Source organism: Sphingobacterium ginsenosidimutans, assembly GCF_039536865.1.
In the GTDB taxonomy this organism is placed as follows: Bacteria; Bacteroidota; Bacteroidia; order Sphingobacteriales; family Sphingobacteriaceae; genus Sphingobacterium; species Sphingobacterium detergens.
Genome location: NZ_BAAAZK010000002.1, coordinates 640,862 through 656,975, shown reverse-complemented (window position 1 = coordinate 656,975; position 16,114 = coordinate 640,862). Strand labels below are relative to the sequence as shown.

The 16,114-nt window shown below is 37.2% G+C and carries 11 protein-coding genes and 1 tRNA gene; 5 read left to right on the top strand and 7 right to left on the bottom strand.

What is annotated here, in order from left to right:
* Positions 1 to 13 precede the first annotated feature (13 nt).
* Complete coding sequence (locus ABFX33_RS02620; protein ID WP_346084119.1) at positions 14 to 961, top strand: MlaD family protein; 948 nt, start codon at positions 14 to 16, stop codon at positions 959 to 961.
* A gap of 784 nt (positions 962 to 1,745) precedes the next feature.
* Here ABFX33_RS02620 and ABFX33_RS02615 read toward each other — a convergent pair.
* The 5 genes from ABFX33_RS02615 to ABFX33_RS02595 all read right to left on the bottom strand — a co-directional run bounded on the left by ABFX33_RS02615 (position 1,746) and on the right by ABFX33_RS02595 (position 6,937).
* Complete coding sequence (locus tag ABFX33_RS02615) at positions 1,746 to 3,827, bottom strand: S9 family peptidase (protein ID WP_346084117.1); 2,082 nt, start codon at positions 3,825 to 3,827, stop codon at positions 1,746 to 1,748.
* A 167-nt stretch (positions 3,828 to 3,994) separates the two neighbouring features.
* A complete protein-coding gene (gene creD, locus ABFX33_RS02610; RefSeq protein ID WP_346084115.1) occupies positions 3,995 to 5,479 on the bottom strand; it encodes a cell envelope integrity protein CreD in 1,485 nt (494 codons plus the stop codon).
* A gap of 4 nt (positions 5,480 to 5,483) precedes the next feature.
* Positions 5,484 to 5,975 carry a Coq4 family protein gene (locus ABFX33_RS02605; RefSeq protein WP_120259564.1) on the bottom strand — a complete coding sequence of 164 codons (492 nt, stop codon included), beginning with the start codon at positions 5,973 to 5,975 and terminating at the stop codon, positions 5,484 to 5,486.
* Positions 5,976 to 6,026: 51 nt separating this feature from the next.
* Positions 6,027 to 6,329, bottom strand: a complete 303-nt coding sequence (locus ABFX33_RS02600; RefSeq protein ID WP_257093123.1) for a winged helix-turn-helix domain-containing protein — start codon at positions 6,327 to 6,329, stop codon at positions 6,027 to 6,029.
* On the bottom strand, positions 6,326 to 6,937 hold the full coding sequence (locus ABFX33_RS02595) for a hypothetical protein (RefSeq protein WP_346084113.1): 612 nt from the start codon (positions 6,935 to 6,937) through the stop codon (positions 6,326 to 6,328). The genes ABFX33_RS02600 and ABFX33_RS02595 overlap by 4 nt, the downstream gene beginning before the upstream one ends.
* A 149-nt stretch (positions 6,938 to 7,086) precedes the next feature.
* Between ABFX33_RS02595 and ABFX33_RS02590 the strand changes: the two genes are divergently transcribed.
* Both ABFX33_RS02590 and ABFX33_RS02585 read left to right on the top strand, forming a co-directional pair.
* Positions 7,087 to 7,168 (top strand) — tRNA-Leu (locus ABFX33_RS02590).
* Between the two features lie 68 nt (positions 7,169 to 7,236).
* The gene (locus tag ABFX33_RS02585) at positions 7,237 to 8,562 is read left to right on the top strand and encodes a trigger factor (protein WP_346084111.1); all 1,326 of its coding nucleotides are present in this window, start codon (positions 7,237 to 7,239) and stop codon (positions 8,560 to 8,562) included.
* A gap of 225 nt (positions 8,563 to 8,787) precedes the next feature.
* On the opposite strand, the gene ABFX33_RS02580 is transcribed toward ABFX33_RS02585, so the two are convergent.
* Positions 8,788 to 13,173 carry a translocation/assembly module TamB domain-containing protein gene (locus ABFX33_RS02580; RefSeq protein ID WP_346084109.1) on the bottom strand — a complete coding sequence of 1,462 codons (4,386 nt, stop codon included), beginning with the start codon at positions 13,171 to 13,173 and terminating at the stop codon, positions 8,788 to 8,790.
* A 51-nt stretch (positions 13,174 to 13,224) separates the two neighbouring features.
* Here ABFX33_RS02580 and tsaD point away from each other — a divergent pair, with 51 nt between their 5' ends.
* Positions 13,225 to 14,226, top strand: coding sequence for a tRNA (adenosine(37)-N6)-threonylcarbamoyltransferase complex transferase subunit TsaD (gene tsaD, locus ABFX33_RS02575; RefSeq protein WP_346084108.1), 1,002 nt, complete (start codon positions 13,225 to 13,227; stop codon positions 14,224 to 14,226).
* A 54-nt stretch (positions 14,227 to 14,280) separates the two neighbouring features.
* Here the strand turns inward: tsaD and ABFX33_RS02570 are convergent, their stop codons facing one another.
* Positions 14,281 to 15,102 (bottom strand): hypothetical protein, encoded by an 822-nt coding sequence (locus tag ABFX33_RS02570; protein WP_346084107.1) that lies wholly within the window; start codon positions 15,100 to 15,102, stop codon positions 14,281 to 14,283.
* A gap of 72 nt (positions 15,103 to 15,174) precedes the next feature.
* Here ABFX33_RS02570 and ABFX33_RS02565 point away from each other — a divergent pair, with 72 nt between their 5' ends.
* A complete protein-coding gene (locus ABFX33_RS02565) occupies positions 15,175 to 16,080 on the top strand; it encodes an energy transducer TonB (protein WP_346084106.1) in 906 nt (301 codons plus the stop codon).
* Positions 16,081 to 16,114 lie beyond the last annotated feature (34 nt).

Sequence of the window (16,114 nt, the reverse complement as noted above, 5' to 3'; positions counted from 1 at the left end):
AAAAAAATGATTTGTGAAAATATCAAATGAAACAAAAGTCGGCATATTAGCAACAGTTGCAATTGCTCTATTATTTATAGGGTATAGTTTTTTAAAAGGAAACGACGTCTTCAGTAGTGATAATACATTTTATACCACTTACCATACAGTAGACGGGTTGACCGCTTCCAAGCCGGTTTTAGTTAACGGTTATCAGATAGGACGGGTGTCAAAAATGACCTTACAACCAGATGGCAAGATAAAAACGGAATTTAAAATCCATTCCCATTATAAAATCCCTAAGAATACTATCGCTCGGATTTCCAGTACAGATCTATTGGGTAGCAAGGCAATTGTTTTTGAGATGGGTAATAGCACAGAAATGGCCAAAGATGGTGATTTTCTAAATTCGGGTATCCAACCGAATATCATGGATAAAGTTGAACCCATCCAAAAGCGTATTGAAACAATTACCATCAAACTTGACTCTACATTGACTGTGGTGAATACGGTGCTAGATAAGCAATTTCAAGATGATTTTAAGAATAGTATTCATAGCATATCCACTTCACTGAAAAATGTTGAAGGAATCACCAAAGACGTGGAGGGGCTCGTGGGAAATGAAAAGGGAAGGCTAAATAGAATTATGGCCAATCTGGAATCGATCACATCCAATTTCTCACAAAATGGTGAGAAAATCAACGCAATAATGGCTAATCTAAATAATATAACAGATAAAGCGGCACGATTGGATTTTGAACAAACCATGAACAAGGTAAATGCGACAATGTCCGATTTTCAAAATATTACGAGTAAGATCAATAGTGGTAAAGGATCAATTGGCTTATTGCTTAATGATGAGGAATTATACCGCAATCTGAATAATGCATCTAAAGAAATGGATAATCTGATGAAGGATGTCAAGGAGAAACCTGGTAAATATATTAAGCTTTCTATTTTTGGAAAAAAAGGTGAGAAATAGACCTTTTGTACGTATCACAGATTTGTAACATAAAAAAGCCTGCAATTTGCAGGCTTTTTCTATATAAGGCTTCTTTGGATGCTGGAATTATGCTCCCATCAGAGTGGAAGTTACGTCGCACCTGAATAGCTCTCAAATACGCTACTATTGTCACCGACAAACTGTCCTGCGACTTTTTCCTTTTTTCTGTTCAGAAGTTCTGCTTTACTGTTTTTGGGTTACGTTTTTCTATGGCTGTGCATCGTATTTTAGTCGGCTACAGGTAAGCGCTAACGGTGTTAAATATTCTTTTAAGGGGCATTGGGGCTATTTTATGAAATCACCTGGTGTATTTTTATCTAGGTTGTTTATCATTGCTGGTGCTTAACTTATGACCAAGTTGATACCATATCCAATATTAAAACTCTATTAACACTATTTTTATAGGGTACTAACAGAGGGTTAATAGGGATATACCCCTGTTAACCCCCTGTTATACCCTTGTTAATACCCCGTAATCTCCCTTTTAATAGATAAGTAGGTGTTAATCAATAGTTAACTTGGTCCTTTGTTATCTGAAATAATCGAAAAAGATGGAATGAAATAGATTACAGCCCCTGCGGATGGTCAATTTGAAAGGGAAATCAATAATCCTGAATCCAGAAATATCGGGTTTACTTTATGGTCAGTCATTAAATCAAATTAACGCCACTCAATAAGTGGCGTTAATTTTCGCAATTGCAATATTTTACTAGCGATATTATCAGTAGTGTATATTATCTCACTATCTGATTTTACAGCGTTATTAGAGGGTTTCTTTAAGCCAAGTAAAGAATTCTCTTTGCCAGACCTGAGCATTGTGTCCTGACAGTACCCAGTGGTTTTCATCAGGAAGATAAACAAGTCTGCTCTTTATTTTTTTCAACTGAGCAAGTTGAAAGGCTGCTAAACCTTGTCCAATAGGGACACGGTAATCTTTTCCGCCTTGAAAAATCAGAATAGGCGTATGCCAGTTATTTGCTTTCTCAATCGGATTAAATTGGGTATAAGATTTTTCATTTTTGCTATCCCAATAGGCACCCCCCAATTCATGATTGGCAAAGAACAATTCTTCCGTTGTACCATACCAACTTCTCATATCGAATAAGCCGTTATGTGCAATGAATGTTTTGAAACGATTTTGATGGACTCCGGCTAACTGGTAAACGGAATAACCACCATAACTTGCGCCAATTGCCGCTCTACGTGCTGTATCGACATATGTTTCTTTGGATATGTCGTCTATAGCGGATAAATAGTCTCTGATGGGTTGTCCGCCCCAATCTTGGGAAATTGCCTCATTCCATTTTACTCCCCAGCCGGGCATGCCTCTACGATTTGGTGCGATAACAATGTAACCTTGTGAAGCAATTAATTGCAGGTTCCAACGGAAAGAATAAAACTGCGTGAGCGCAGATTGTGGGCCACCTTCACAGTAGAGTATAGTTGGGTATTTTTTTGCAGGATCAAAATTTGGAGGATAAATTACCCATGAAAATAAATCAGCACCATCGGAGGCTTTTGTAATACGTCTTTCAATTTTGTTTTCCGCAATTGCTGCATACTTGTCGTCATTGACCTTTGTGACCGCTGTCAAAGATTTGTTTTTGAGATCAAAGCTAAAGACTTCGGTGGCGCGCGTGAATTTGGTCAAAGTAACAATCAGCTTATCTCCGGTTTGACCAACAATCCCCGTAATATCAAAGTCTCCTGTAGAAATTTGTTGGATCTTTGGAAGACTTTTTGACTTTATATTCGAAGGTACCTCTAATTCAAATAACTGCACAGTACCTTTGGTAGCAGCAGTAAAGTATATTTTGCGATTATCATTGCTCCAGATAAAACTATTGACTGTACCATCCCAGTGTGCTGTTAAATTTAATCGGATTGAACTGCTTTTATCAAATAGGATGATGTCATTTTTGTCGGACTCATAACCATCGGTTTTCATACTGAGCCAAGTTAAACTTTTACCATCTGGAGAATAACTTGGTGCAATGTCATAGCCATTCATGCCTTCGGTAAGATTGGTGGTTGTACCAGAAGATAATTCATAACGATAAATATCTGTATTGGTACTCACGGCATAATCTGTCCCGAATTTTTTCTTGCAAACATATAATATCGCCTTGCTGTCTGGAGACCAAATGAAATCTTCTGCACCACCGAAAGGTGCCTGCGGACTGTAGTAAGGTTGATCCTTCAGTAGATCAACGGGATCGCCTATCTTTCCATTGCTGTAGCTGGCAACAAAAGGGTGATTGAATTTTCCATCATTGAATGTATCCCAATGTCTATAATCTAAGTTGTCATAAATATAGGCATCCGATTTTGGCAATTCTGGGTATTTATCTGTGCTATGGTATTTTTTGATTAATACAGATTGGCTAAAAAGAATATGTGTTCCATCGGGAGAAAATTTGACATTTTCCAAAGCCATCTCACCGGATGTCAGCTGAGTTGCCTCTCCTTTTGTCAGATTTTTTTTCCACAAGTGGCCTTTCGATAGATAAATAACATCCCCATTTTGTTCGATCTGGACTACAGCTTCGCCTCCTTTCTGATCCGTAAATTGACCACCGGCACCATTGGCTAATGAGATCGTATAAAGATTCCTCTCACTCGTATTGCTTTCCGGGTTGTAATTAGAAACACCGTACAGCAATGTTTTGCCATCTGAAGAAAGTCCTTCAGCCGATACACGTCCGAGATCCCAAAGGGTGCTAGGGTTAATCGGCTGTGGTGTTTCAGTAACCATCTTAACATTGGATTTTCCACCTTTGCTTTCTTGCGCATTGCTGAGGTTGCATGCCATAATCGCTAATGTAAATATTGTAAGTTTTTTCATATATATAATGCTGAAAAATGTCCTCGCAAGTTACAGATTTTGCTACTAAAAGCTAAGCAAAGGATGAAAATAGCCGTCTTATTTAGTAAAAAGACGGCCATTTGTTCGGATAAGTTTATTTCTTGAGCAATATGCCGATAATGACACAATAGATTTTGAGATGTTGCTTATTGATCAGCATGATTGTTGTCAAATTGATACCAATTAATTTTTGTGGAAACACGCATCAGGATTGCCAAAATAATAAAGATTCCGATCGTTCCCGCGATGAGTGAGTAATCTCTAAGTTGCATGAGTACATAGATGAATAAATAGAACGTACCCAAAATAGACCCGAGTAAAAGTGCAGATTTAAGATCTTTTGTAATCGCTTTTATAAAACTTGCAATGAGCATTACGGTCGCGATTGCTGCGATTAAATACGCGAGATTAAATCCGATATGTTCTGATAATGCTAATAATAGTGTATAAAAGAGTACCATGGCTGCTCCAATTAGTACATATTGGATGATATGGATTCTTTTTTTCTTGATGATTTCGGTGAATAGGAGCGAAGTAAATGTTAAAAGGATGATCAAAATACCGTATTTAGCAACCCGTGTCGTTTTTTGATAGTTATTGATATCTGGCAGAAAATTGATAGTGATCATATCCGAATTGACCAACATGTCACTAGGTACGTTTGTATCAGATGCAGCAGGGGCAGTGGGCTGGGGCGACTCAACTTCATCTGTCAGGTTGGCCCTGTTTTTTTCGAAAAGATAGATTGGATAAATATCTCCTGACCATTGTTGGGGCAGCTTGCGGCTAAAAGAAGGGATCTCCCAAGATGCTGAAAAATTGGCGTTGTCGACTGATCGCTTAGTTGGTAAGAATGCACCGACAAAACTCGGATTAGCCCAATTCCCTTTTGCGGAAATATTTGTTTGATCACCGAGTGGGACAAAATTTAATGATTTTGAACCTTTTAGGTCCAGTGTGATTTTGAAAAGGCTCTCGCTTTGGGGATTGATTGAAATTGGGCAGACCAAATTTTGATTGAATAGTTTGAGGTTGTTGAAATCAGGATCGAAAGCTGACTCTAGACCATTCCATTTGAGAACAGGGCGTTTACCTAAACCCTTAAAATCTTGTATACCAAATACTAATCGACTTCCTTTCCAATCAATCTTTTCAATTGGGATTTCCAGCTTTGTTAGATCGATTTTATTAAAGCTACCTTCGATCGAGATATGACTGTTATATACCACAGTATTATAGATCCCTCTGGAAAGATGCTGCGGGCTGATGTCTGTGCTGATATTCGAGCTTTGGGGCAGAATAAATATCCACTTTGTTTGTTTGTATGCTAATGTTACTGAGTTTTTACTTTTTTCAGCGGGCTTCTGAATAATTTCGCTGTAGGGGATTGCTACGACGGGACCGGAGATGACCTGCTCTTGGCCCCAATTAAGCGCAATACCTTCGGATACGCTTTGCTCGCGAGTTTTACGTTCTTCAATTAGATCGCTGATCAATGTCAGTGGTATGAGCAATAGTAGTGAAAGAAATAAGATGACAAATAATTTTAGGACAGTTGAGTTGCTAATTTTGTCAAAAAGCGAATACTGTTCTGCTGCAAATGAGCTTTGGGGTGTATTTTGGTTTTCCATGATTTCATTTGTTTAAATCAACCTGAATATTTTTACTGTATAATGCAATTTGGAGTTCGGTAAGCTGATAATGAAGTATCTCTTTGAATTCAATATGGTGGAATCTTTGTAGGGATCGGCCTTTCTGGAAGGTTTTCTTGTAATATTTAAAATGTTCTGGAAACAGGATGCCACCAATCGCGATCATTCCCATTAAGTATAGACTGACTTTTCCGTTACCCAACAGAAGATATTGCATGGCAATTTCATCTTGAATTTCAGTTCCCGTTCCCGTTATAATATGGAAGACATCGTGATTTTCCAATTTCGGCATGACATCAAATCCCTTGCTTGCATAAAAGAGACCCAAACTATGGCCAATGCTCCCAATTGGGTAGGTTAAAAATTCCTCTTTGCTAATTCCCCATGCTTTTTTGTTCCATTTGAAAATATCTGCATACACTTTGGAAGACCAGTTGTAGAGATGGAGCATGAGTTTTAATCGAATTCCTTTCATGTTTTATTGTTTTAAAAGTACTTTGAATTTCAAAGTGTTTGGGTAAAAAAATTATTTATATTGTTGTTTTATTAAATTTTCTAATGCAATAAGGTGGTTTTCAAATGCTTTTAAACCTTTTGTTGTCCTTTTATATTTGGTATTGGGTTTCCGGTCAACAAAACTTTTCTCCACGACAATATACTCTTCCTTCTCCAGGGTCTTGAGGTTGGAGGCTAGATTTCCATCAGTTACTTCCAATACTTCTTTGAACGAATTGAAGTCATATTCTTCATTCACTGCAAGAATGCTCATAATTTGTAAGCGGACTCTATTTTCGAATATTTTGTCATATAAAGAAAGATCTAATTTCACGATTCGTACTTTTTGTAAACGATAAAACCATAGATGATATGTAACACACCAAATCCTAATCCCCATAACATCAGTCCGTGGTCTGGAAGACATACTGCCATTAAACCTAAGCATATTTCTAGTATGCCTAACCATTTTACTTCTGTGAAGGTATAAATGCTGCCAGCAGCTAAAGCCAAGCCATAGAAAATAAGCAGTATTCCAGCAATCAAATGATAATGACCTTGAGAAAGTAGGACTAACGCTAAAACTCCTCCAGTTATCAAAGGGATTGAAACTGCAAATAAAAGAGATTTGCTGGTAATGTTCCAAATCGACTGCTTATTTTTTTTAGCTTTCTTTCGAGCCATTAACCATCCTGTCACTAATGAGAGCGCCAGAATCAATAGAGCAACTATTAAAAAGAGTGTAGGAATAGTCAGACCAGAGGCGAACCGATTGATCACAGCTTCGGGACTTGCTATCGCATAGTAGCCAAGTAAAGTTCCTAATAACGCATAGCAGCCGATAAGAACACCTGACAAACCGCTTATCGAAACAAATTTGGAGGATTTCTCCATCAATAATCTGATCTCTCCAAGCTCTTTAAATAAATCTTTTTGTTCCATAAAAGTACTTTGATATTCAAAGTAAATGAATAATAATGAATTATGCAAGAGGTAGAAAGAATATTGAAAAAAAATAAAAAAAAGAGTGGAAAATACTTGCAAGATATAGGTTTGGTTTCTATCTTTGTGGCATCAAAAGAAATCCTAATGCGGAAGTGGCGTAATTGGTAGCCGCACCAGACTTAGGATCTGGCGCCGCAAGGCGTGGGGGTTCGAGTCCCTTCTTCCGCACTTGATGTCCTCCCGAACTTAAAACCTCGGGAGGATTTTTTTATGAATGCGATATAGCTAAAAAGAGTATGAATATTTCACACGAGAATGTAGATGCAATCAATGCGGTAATCAACGTCGCATTAGCACCTGAAGATTATAATCCTCAAGTCGACAAAGAGATTAAAGCGCAAGCTAAAAAGGCAAAATTACCAGGTTTCCGTCCAGGTCAGGTTCCAGTGGGACATATCAGACGTACTTATGGTAAATCTATTTTATTTGATGAGATCAATAAATTGGTGAACGATAGAATCACGAATTACATTTCAGAGAACAAATTAGAAGTATTAGGTCAGCCACTTCCTTTGGAAGATGATGCACAATATAGCTGGGATTATAAAGACAATTTCAATTTTAAATATGAGATTGGTTTAGCTCCTGCTTTTGAATTGCCTTTTACTGCTGAGACTGAGTTTGCTGTTTACGATATCAAAGCTGATCAAGAGACTTTGGCAGATCGTATCAAAAACTTACGTCGTAGTTATGGAAAGATGACTAATCCAGAAGTATCAGAAGAAGGTGATGTATTGTATGCTACCTTGAAACAAGATAAAGAGGAAGGTCTTGAGAAAACAACTTCGATCCGTACGGATATCGTTGAAGATGCAAAAATCAAGAAATCTTTAGTAGGTCTTAAAAAAGACGATGCTGTTAAAATCGATGTTAAGAAAGCTTTCAAAACAGAAGATTTAGCACGTATCTTAGGTATCACTGAAGAAGAAGCTACAGCTTTGGATGTAACAAAATTCGAATTGACTGTTAAAAACATCAACCGTTTAGAAGAAGCTGATCTTAACCAAGAATTTTTCGATAAATTGTTTGCAGAAGGTGAAGTAACTGAAGAAGCTCAATTTACTGAAAAAGTAAAAGAAGAAGTAGAAAACTTGTTCAAGCAGAACTCAGATCAAAAATTACGTAACGATATGTATACTTTTGGTATGGACAAAGTTGACGTAAAATTCCCTGAAGAGTTTTTGAAAAGATGGTTGAAAGCGACTAACCCTAGTATTTCTGAAGAAGAGCTTAACGAAGGATTTGCTGATTTCTTGAACAACTTGAAATGGACAATCATCGAAAACCGTGTCGTTACTGAAAACGGTCTTGAAGTTAAATATGATGAGGTAATCAATTTAGCGAAAGAACGTATCTACGCACAAATCAAAATGTACAATATCAATGAAGAGCCTTCTGATGAGCAATTGAATCAGTTTGCAATTCAATTGTTACAAGACAGAGAGCAAGGTAACCGTTTGTTCGAAGAAGCTAAAGCTTTGAAAGTATTTGATCACTTAAAAGGTTTGGTTAAATTGAACAGTAGTGATATTGAATTTAAAGAATTCGAAAAATTAGCGTAAGCGGTTTTTAACATTATTATAAGAAGGCCTTCCAAATATCTTGGAAGGCTTTTTTTATGCCTTCAATGAAGTCTCCTTTATACTGTTGGTCGTTTTGATTTATAGAAGCGATCTAGATATATCCCTTGCTCTGATCTTACCATTTGATAGTTATTGATTCATTCAGTTTTTTGATTGTGATGGGATAACTGGACTAGCTTTTACTATTATTTTAGCAGCCTATTATTAGTTGGGCTGGCTTTTCTTTACATCTGTTTGGGTTGGAATAAAGAAATTATTCTTTTTTCCCAATGGAAATAGCCTTTTCAGAAATTCAGAGAAGGTGTTAAACTCCTGCCGATATAATAATCCAAAGGCGCTGATATATTCCCCATCGTTTGGACTAAGAAGAAAGTTTCTTGTGTTTAGGCGGTTGGAAGCTCTAAGTACAAGGCGACCATCTTTGCGCAAATAAAACATAGCTTCAGCATCCGTTGAAACACGATCTGAGAATACATTCAAATCTGTTAACGCCTGACTCCTGCGATCCGAAATACCGCCTGTGAGAACTAGCCTGTCATTAAATAAACGAAGGGACGCAGAGGCGTCATTCAGTGATTTAATATTGATATCAAAGAAATTGATATTGAGTGATTGTGCGATGATATTATTGATTTGATTAAAAGCAATTTCGGTGCCCGCTGATAGTAATGTATTGTTGACTTCTTTCCCAAAATCACTTTGTGTTCCGGGGGTGAAGCTACGTCTCACAATTAAACTGAGCGCTTGCTGGTTGACATTATTGGCATCAGAGAAATACCCTTGCAGCTCGTCCTTCACGCCCGGGTTCTGTGGGAAATTGATGTCAAATGTAATATCGGGTTGACTCAATTGACCTTTTAAAATCATGTCCGCTTGCGCCAGTACACGCTCAGGGTTTTCCTCTCTTCCCGCAGCATTGTACAGTGGAGCTAAGCTGGTTCTCTGTTGGTATATTGCGTTGATATTGATATTGGCTTCAGTCGGATTGCCAGCCCATCGTACAGTTCCACCCTCCTTTAAGTCAAATATTTTGTTGATATAATCCTGTGCGGTGAAATTAAACTTACCACTGTTTACGATGAAATCACCGAACATTTCAAAATCTCCCAGTGAAGATATTCGCATATTCAGGTTACTATTTCCTTTGCCCGATAGTTCCCCCATACTTGAAAAAAGGTTGATTTCAGCATTTGGTGTGATCAGTAGATCCATATTCATCGTCAAACCATTAAAATCCCGTTTCTTTTGATTTTTCTTGATTTTGGTAGAGTCTTTTTCTATAAAGTAGATGAAATCACTATCGGAAATTGTACTTGCGCTATTAAAAGGTATATTGATGACTGTGTTTTCTTCTGATTTAGCACGTATATTGATATTCATTGCTGATGTCAATCCCTTAAACTGGAAGGTTCCGGAAGCATAAGCGGTGCCATAGTAAGTATTGTTATCTTTTATTGTTGTATTCAATACCATGAAATTCTTTGCCTCGGCTGTCACATCTATATCCGGGTCACTTAATTTGTTAAGATCAACAATGCCGTCGATTGTCGCTATATTGTTTTTTTGATCGTATATTTTGAGACCAGTAAGGAAAATTCTATTGTTGGTCACATTGATTTCTTCGGAAAGACGATAGGGGGTTTTGAGGTAATTGATAACCATCGAAGCATTGTCAAGCTTTCCCGATCCACTAATTTTTGGATTTAGGATATCACCTTCTATGTCAAGGTCTGCATTTATCTTACCTTTAATGTTGGAAACTAGACTTCGCAGAAACGGTTGAAAAACAAATACATCTGTATTAACCAACGTTGCTTTAAGGTTGAGTTTGTTATTTTCACTTAGGTGGTTGTAGGAACCTCTTAACTGAATTAATTTATCACCTTCTTCTATTTTACTATCTAGTTTTACCAATTGGTTTTCAGGGTCATAATTAGCACTAAGTGCTAATGCTCCTATTGGGATATTGTTGTAAAGGATGGGGGATGTCTTGATGTTGGCAACGATAAATGGAGACTTAAAAACAGAATTAACCTCAATCTTTCCATTTAAATTTCCTAACAAATTGATACCGTGTGGTTTTGTGATACCATTGAGCGAACTGAGATTAAAATCCTCGAATCTTAAATTGATTTGATCTGAAACGTCATTTGATAATATGCCATCAATATGCACTTTCTGCTCAGCATGACTCAATGTGAGTTTTTCAAAATACCATTTGCCTTTTGAAATTTTTAATTGTGCATCATTGTTGACAAGCCACTGTTCTTTGTTGATAAGTATATTGGATGGGTAAAAATTGATGAAAGCTGGTTTTGCATGGGCAAAACGGATAACGCCATTGAGATCTAAGCTATTGCTAGCTTCCAGTTCTGACATTTTTATGTTGAACTGTAGACTGTCATTGACTAAGGTGTTTGAGATATTTACATTCTTGATGTAAGTGCTATCCGTAAAATTGATCTGGTCTATGGAAGTCTGTAGTTCCATATTTTTAAGATTGGCATTTTGGTCAATAATCAAATGGGTGAGACGTATGCCATTGTATTTAAATTCAGGTGCATAAAAATTAAAATTTGCGGTCTGCTTTTCGCTGGCAAATTTTGCATTCAATGTTGCTCCACTATCCAGGGCGATGTCTTTTCTAAAGAAGGTTGCAATAGGTCTGAAAGATTTTATATTGATATTGAGGTCAAAATCCTGACGGTTAAAGTCATTCTTTTCAAATCCAATTGCAGGGGCGTAACGCATCGCTAATGCCTTAAAATAGGGGACAATCGTGTTTAGATCAATTCTTCCTTTGAGGTCTATATGGCCAATAGCGGACTGCAGTGTTAACGACCGCGCTTCTTGATCTCCCTCTGCGAGGAAATTGATGTTTTTGATCACAAACTTTCCCTTGGAGGAAGTAAAACTTACACTATCGGATTTAAATTCCCCGGTAATATTATTGATGTTATCCCCAATTAAGCTCGTATGTAATTTGGTGTCTACAATATTAATTGAGTCCCCTTGAAAGAAATTGAGCTTTTTTAAATTTGCCTGTTGTATATCCGCATCCAAGTGATAGTTAGGCTGGGCGGACCAGTCTATATCTGTCGTAAACTGTAACCTAAGATGTGGGTCATGTATTGTTCCCGAACCGAGAAATAATTGTTTGTCTATATCGCCTTTAACCTGAATCTGTTGATAGGTATATTGTTTAAAACTGAAATTAGTTAGATTACCTGCTATATTAAGTTTTAAATACTTGGGATCGGTACCTGTTCCATCGAGCTGTAGATCGAAGCCAGAACTGCCTAAATCTTTTAATTTGGTAGCTTTACCAAGATCAAATTTTTTAGACTGAAATTTGCCGGCATATTTTATTTCTTTTCGTAGGTCTAGTGCTCCATCAGCTTCTACATTACCAATGTCAGTAGCGAAGGCACCAATGGTTTTAAACTTATTGTACTTTCCAAGTAAGCTGCCTTTGAATGTGAATTTATTGAAAAGTGTGACAATCTCAGGAAGTTTGAAGTTTTTTAAATTACCGAGTTCACTAATAATATTTTTGAGATCACTATGTTCAGAGGAAATAAAAACATGGGGAACAATAAAATCTGTCTTGTCTATATCAGGTAGGCCTATAATTTTTAGGTCGCCCGCTAATTTGGTGTTTTTTCCAATGGTCAGATCTACTTGTGAGGCATTGATGGCTGCTACAGTGCCCTTCAGGTTCGATTTTTTGATCTTTACATCAAACTTGACCTGGTGCATTGGGGATGAAAAGAGGGCAATATCTTCGGAGTGTATGCGCGAATCGCGTGCACGTATCTCGACATTGACTTTATGGATAAAGTCTGAAAAATCTGAGAAATTATTGTAGCTTAATTTTATGTAATTTTTGACGGTGGAACGATTGGTTGTGAGCATGAGATCTGTCAGTTCAATGCTTTTGTTACTTACTGAAGCATGGGCGAGGAGTCCCTTAATAACCAATCCTTTTTTTTCATTAAGATTGAAACCTTTGATGTCCGCTGAGATACGATTGGAGTCAATTTTAATATTACTAAAGTGTGCATTTAATTTTGATATGCCTAAATCGCCAAAATCAACAACTTTATTATAGTGTTTTTGCCTGTGGTTAACATAGTTGAATGAGTTGTTGTTGATAATAAGTTCTTTAATATCAAAGATTATTTTTTTTGAACTTTTCTTTTTCTCTTTCTTTGGCGGGTTGAAATATCGGATTAAAAATGAGATATTGCTGCTATCCTTAAATTGTTCGAAATTGCTTTCCGTATTTTCAATCTTCAACTTATTAATGACAACCCTGTTCAATTCTATGAGTTGGGATAGATTTACAATTGCCTCTATTTTTTCGGATTTTATGATTTTTTGACCTTCTGGGGTATAAATTTCGAAGCCCTCTATCACAACTGATTTAAAGGGTTTAAAATAAATACTTTTTAAACTGATTTTAGTGTCCAGCTCCTTGGATAAATACTTGATGGTCTTTTGTGCAACAAAATTTTGTACAGGTTTCAGCTGTAGCGATAATGCCAATGCAAGCAGTATAATGAATATACTACCCAGGACTATTGACATTATTTTTATTATTTTTTTGATACTTTTGTATTCTAATTTATAACTCCAGCTATGGCTATTATTTTAGGGATTGAATCCTCTTGTGATGAAACCTCCGCTTCTATTTGTATTAACGGTGAAATTCATTCAAATGTTATTGCTACTCAAGCAATCCACGCAAAATATGGTGGAGTTGTTCCCGAGTTAGCCTCACGTGCCCATCAACAAAATATTATTCCTACGGTGGACGAAGCCATTCGTCAAGCAAAAATAAGCAAAAATCAAATAGATGCAGTGAGTTTTACGCGCGGACCTGGATTATTAGGTGCTCTTTTGGTCGGAACTTCTTTTGCAAAATCATTTGCACTTGCTCAGAATATTCCATTAATAGATATAAATCATATGCAGGCGCATATTTTGGCCCATTTTATTGAAGAACCGAAACCGAGTTTTCCTTTTTTATGCCTAACTGTTTCAGGTGGGCATACACAAATTGTCCTGGTAAAAGATTACTTCGAAATGGAATTATTGGGTGAAACTCTGGACGATGCTGCAGGGGAAGCCTTTGATAAGACGGCTAAGATCCTCAATCTGCCTTACCCCGGTGGACCGCTTATTGATAAATATGCAAGTCAGGGTAATTCCAATATGTACAAATTACCAGAACCTCAAATTCCTGGACTTAATTTTAGCTTTTCGGGGTTAAAGACAGCAATACTCTACCTTGTTCAAGATCAGTTAAAACAGAATCCTGATTTCTTGACCGAAAATATCGCAGATCTCTGTGCTAGTGTGCAATCCCGTATTGTCTCTATCTTATTAAATAAATTGAAGAAAGCCGCAAAGCAAACGGGTGTGAAAGATATCGCGATTGCGGGCGGTGTTTCTGCTAATTCTGGACTAAGAAAGGGATTGATTGAAATGGGGGAGCAATACCATTGGAATGTCTTTATTCCTAAATTCGAATATTGTACAGATAATGCAGCGATGATCGCCATTGCTGGATATCATAAATATTTAAAAGGGGACTTTGTTGGTCAGGATGTAGCTCCGATGGCGAGAATGCAATTATAAAATATTATTAAAGAACGTTTCCCTAATTATATAACTAGGGAAACGATAATTTCCTTATAAAGGAGAACTGTAACCGTAGGCTTGTGCTGCTGAAGTAAACTTATCTTTTTTAGGTTGATAGAAGTTCAATTCATAACCTTCTGCTCCCCAAAAAATGCTAACAAAACTAATTCCTGCTTCCGAACGTAGTACAGTGAGAACCTGGAATGCTTCATTATCAAATTGACCACCATCGTCGACTCGCCAAGTACTAATATCATCGTAGGTGGCCGGAAAATCCAAATTAATTAATTGGTCTTCTTTGATATAAGAAAAAACTGCTAATGCTGAATCTTGTTGGTTTTCAAAGACTGTGAGATTGAATTCAGCTTGATCTTTCAGGACCGCAACTGTAGTACTTTTGTTTATTTTCCTTTTATATTTTTTTTCCAGTATTTCCTTTATCTCTGGAGTTGTCTCACGCTGAACCTTTGTAAAAGGTTCTATTTTGTATTGACTCAAGAAAGCTTGATTGACCAACATTCCAAAATCACCGGATTTAATTTCGTTCTTTATCGTGAACAATGAGCCTTCGCTATTGGCAAAGTTTTGTGCTGTCTGCCTTCCATTGCTTTCCTTATTGTCCGTTTTATTCTGTATAAATCCCAATGGGCTAACTTGATTTTCTATAATGACATAGTTGTATTTTTCGGGACTCTCCATGGCCTGATCCATTGGAAGGGCAATTAATGAATCTTTTTGCTGATTCAAAAAGCCAAAATAAGGTGAAATTAATTGCTCTTTATTTTCACTCTTAACCGGAGGTTTGGATTGATTTTGACTGTTTTCACAACCGTATAATGTAAGTAGAAGAATAGCTAAAAAAAGTGATTTCATAAGAGTGTGTAAAATTTTTATGAAATATAAGGCTTTCGCGCATCATAATGAAAAGATTTAAACTTTAATGTTATGATGAACTCAAAATTGAATATCTATCGCAAGGAATGGCTGGATGTTATCTTTGCAGGTCGCAACAAGATGTATGGTGCATATGAATTGCGGAATTTGTCAAATAAAGCAACAAATGTGGGGCTCGCTATTGTTGTTTCCTTTGCTTTCCTTTTGATCGTGGGTTCTTACGGGTATAATAAATATTTTAAGAAAGCCATGCCAATAACAACTACTACGATTGTGGATTTTCCTAATGATTTGGAAGAACTCCAGAAAGAGGTCGAGAAAAAAGAGGAGGTTAAAGAAGAACCTATTCTAATGCAGGAAAAAGCACCACAGCAGATCGCACAGGATGTTTCGAAGTTTGATTTGGTGCGTCTGCCGGAGCCTAAGATTACGAAGGCAAAAGAAGTAACTGAGGATGTTGCTACACAGGATGAACTGAGTAAACCAAATACAATGACCGCGCGTATTACATTAAAAGCAAATGCCGCTGGAACGCATATTGCAAGAGGTGAATTTGGCCCCTCTAAGAAAGATGGTGGTATTACAGGCCATACAGTGGGACCGGAGTCGGAGGGAGGTACTGATAGCGACGCAGGTACAGTGTTTCGGGCGGTTGAGGTAATGCCACGTCCGGAAGGGGGAATGCCTTCTTTCATGAAATGGGTGTCGGAAAACTATAATTTTCCGCAATCCGCTTTGGATCAAGGCGTGTCTGGGGTTATCGAAGTATCTTTCGTAGTGGAGCGAGATGGATCTTTGACTGATATTGTGGTAAAACGGGATATGAATTTTGGAACTGGTGAAGCCGCAATTAATTTATTAAAAAAGGCAAAAAAATGGAAAGCTGGTGTTCAGAATGGACGTACTGTGCGGGTGGCTTATACCTTGCCTATCCGTTTAAGCGCGGCATCTCAATAAAACCGATCTTAACTTTATTTAACAGATGAGGTTT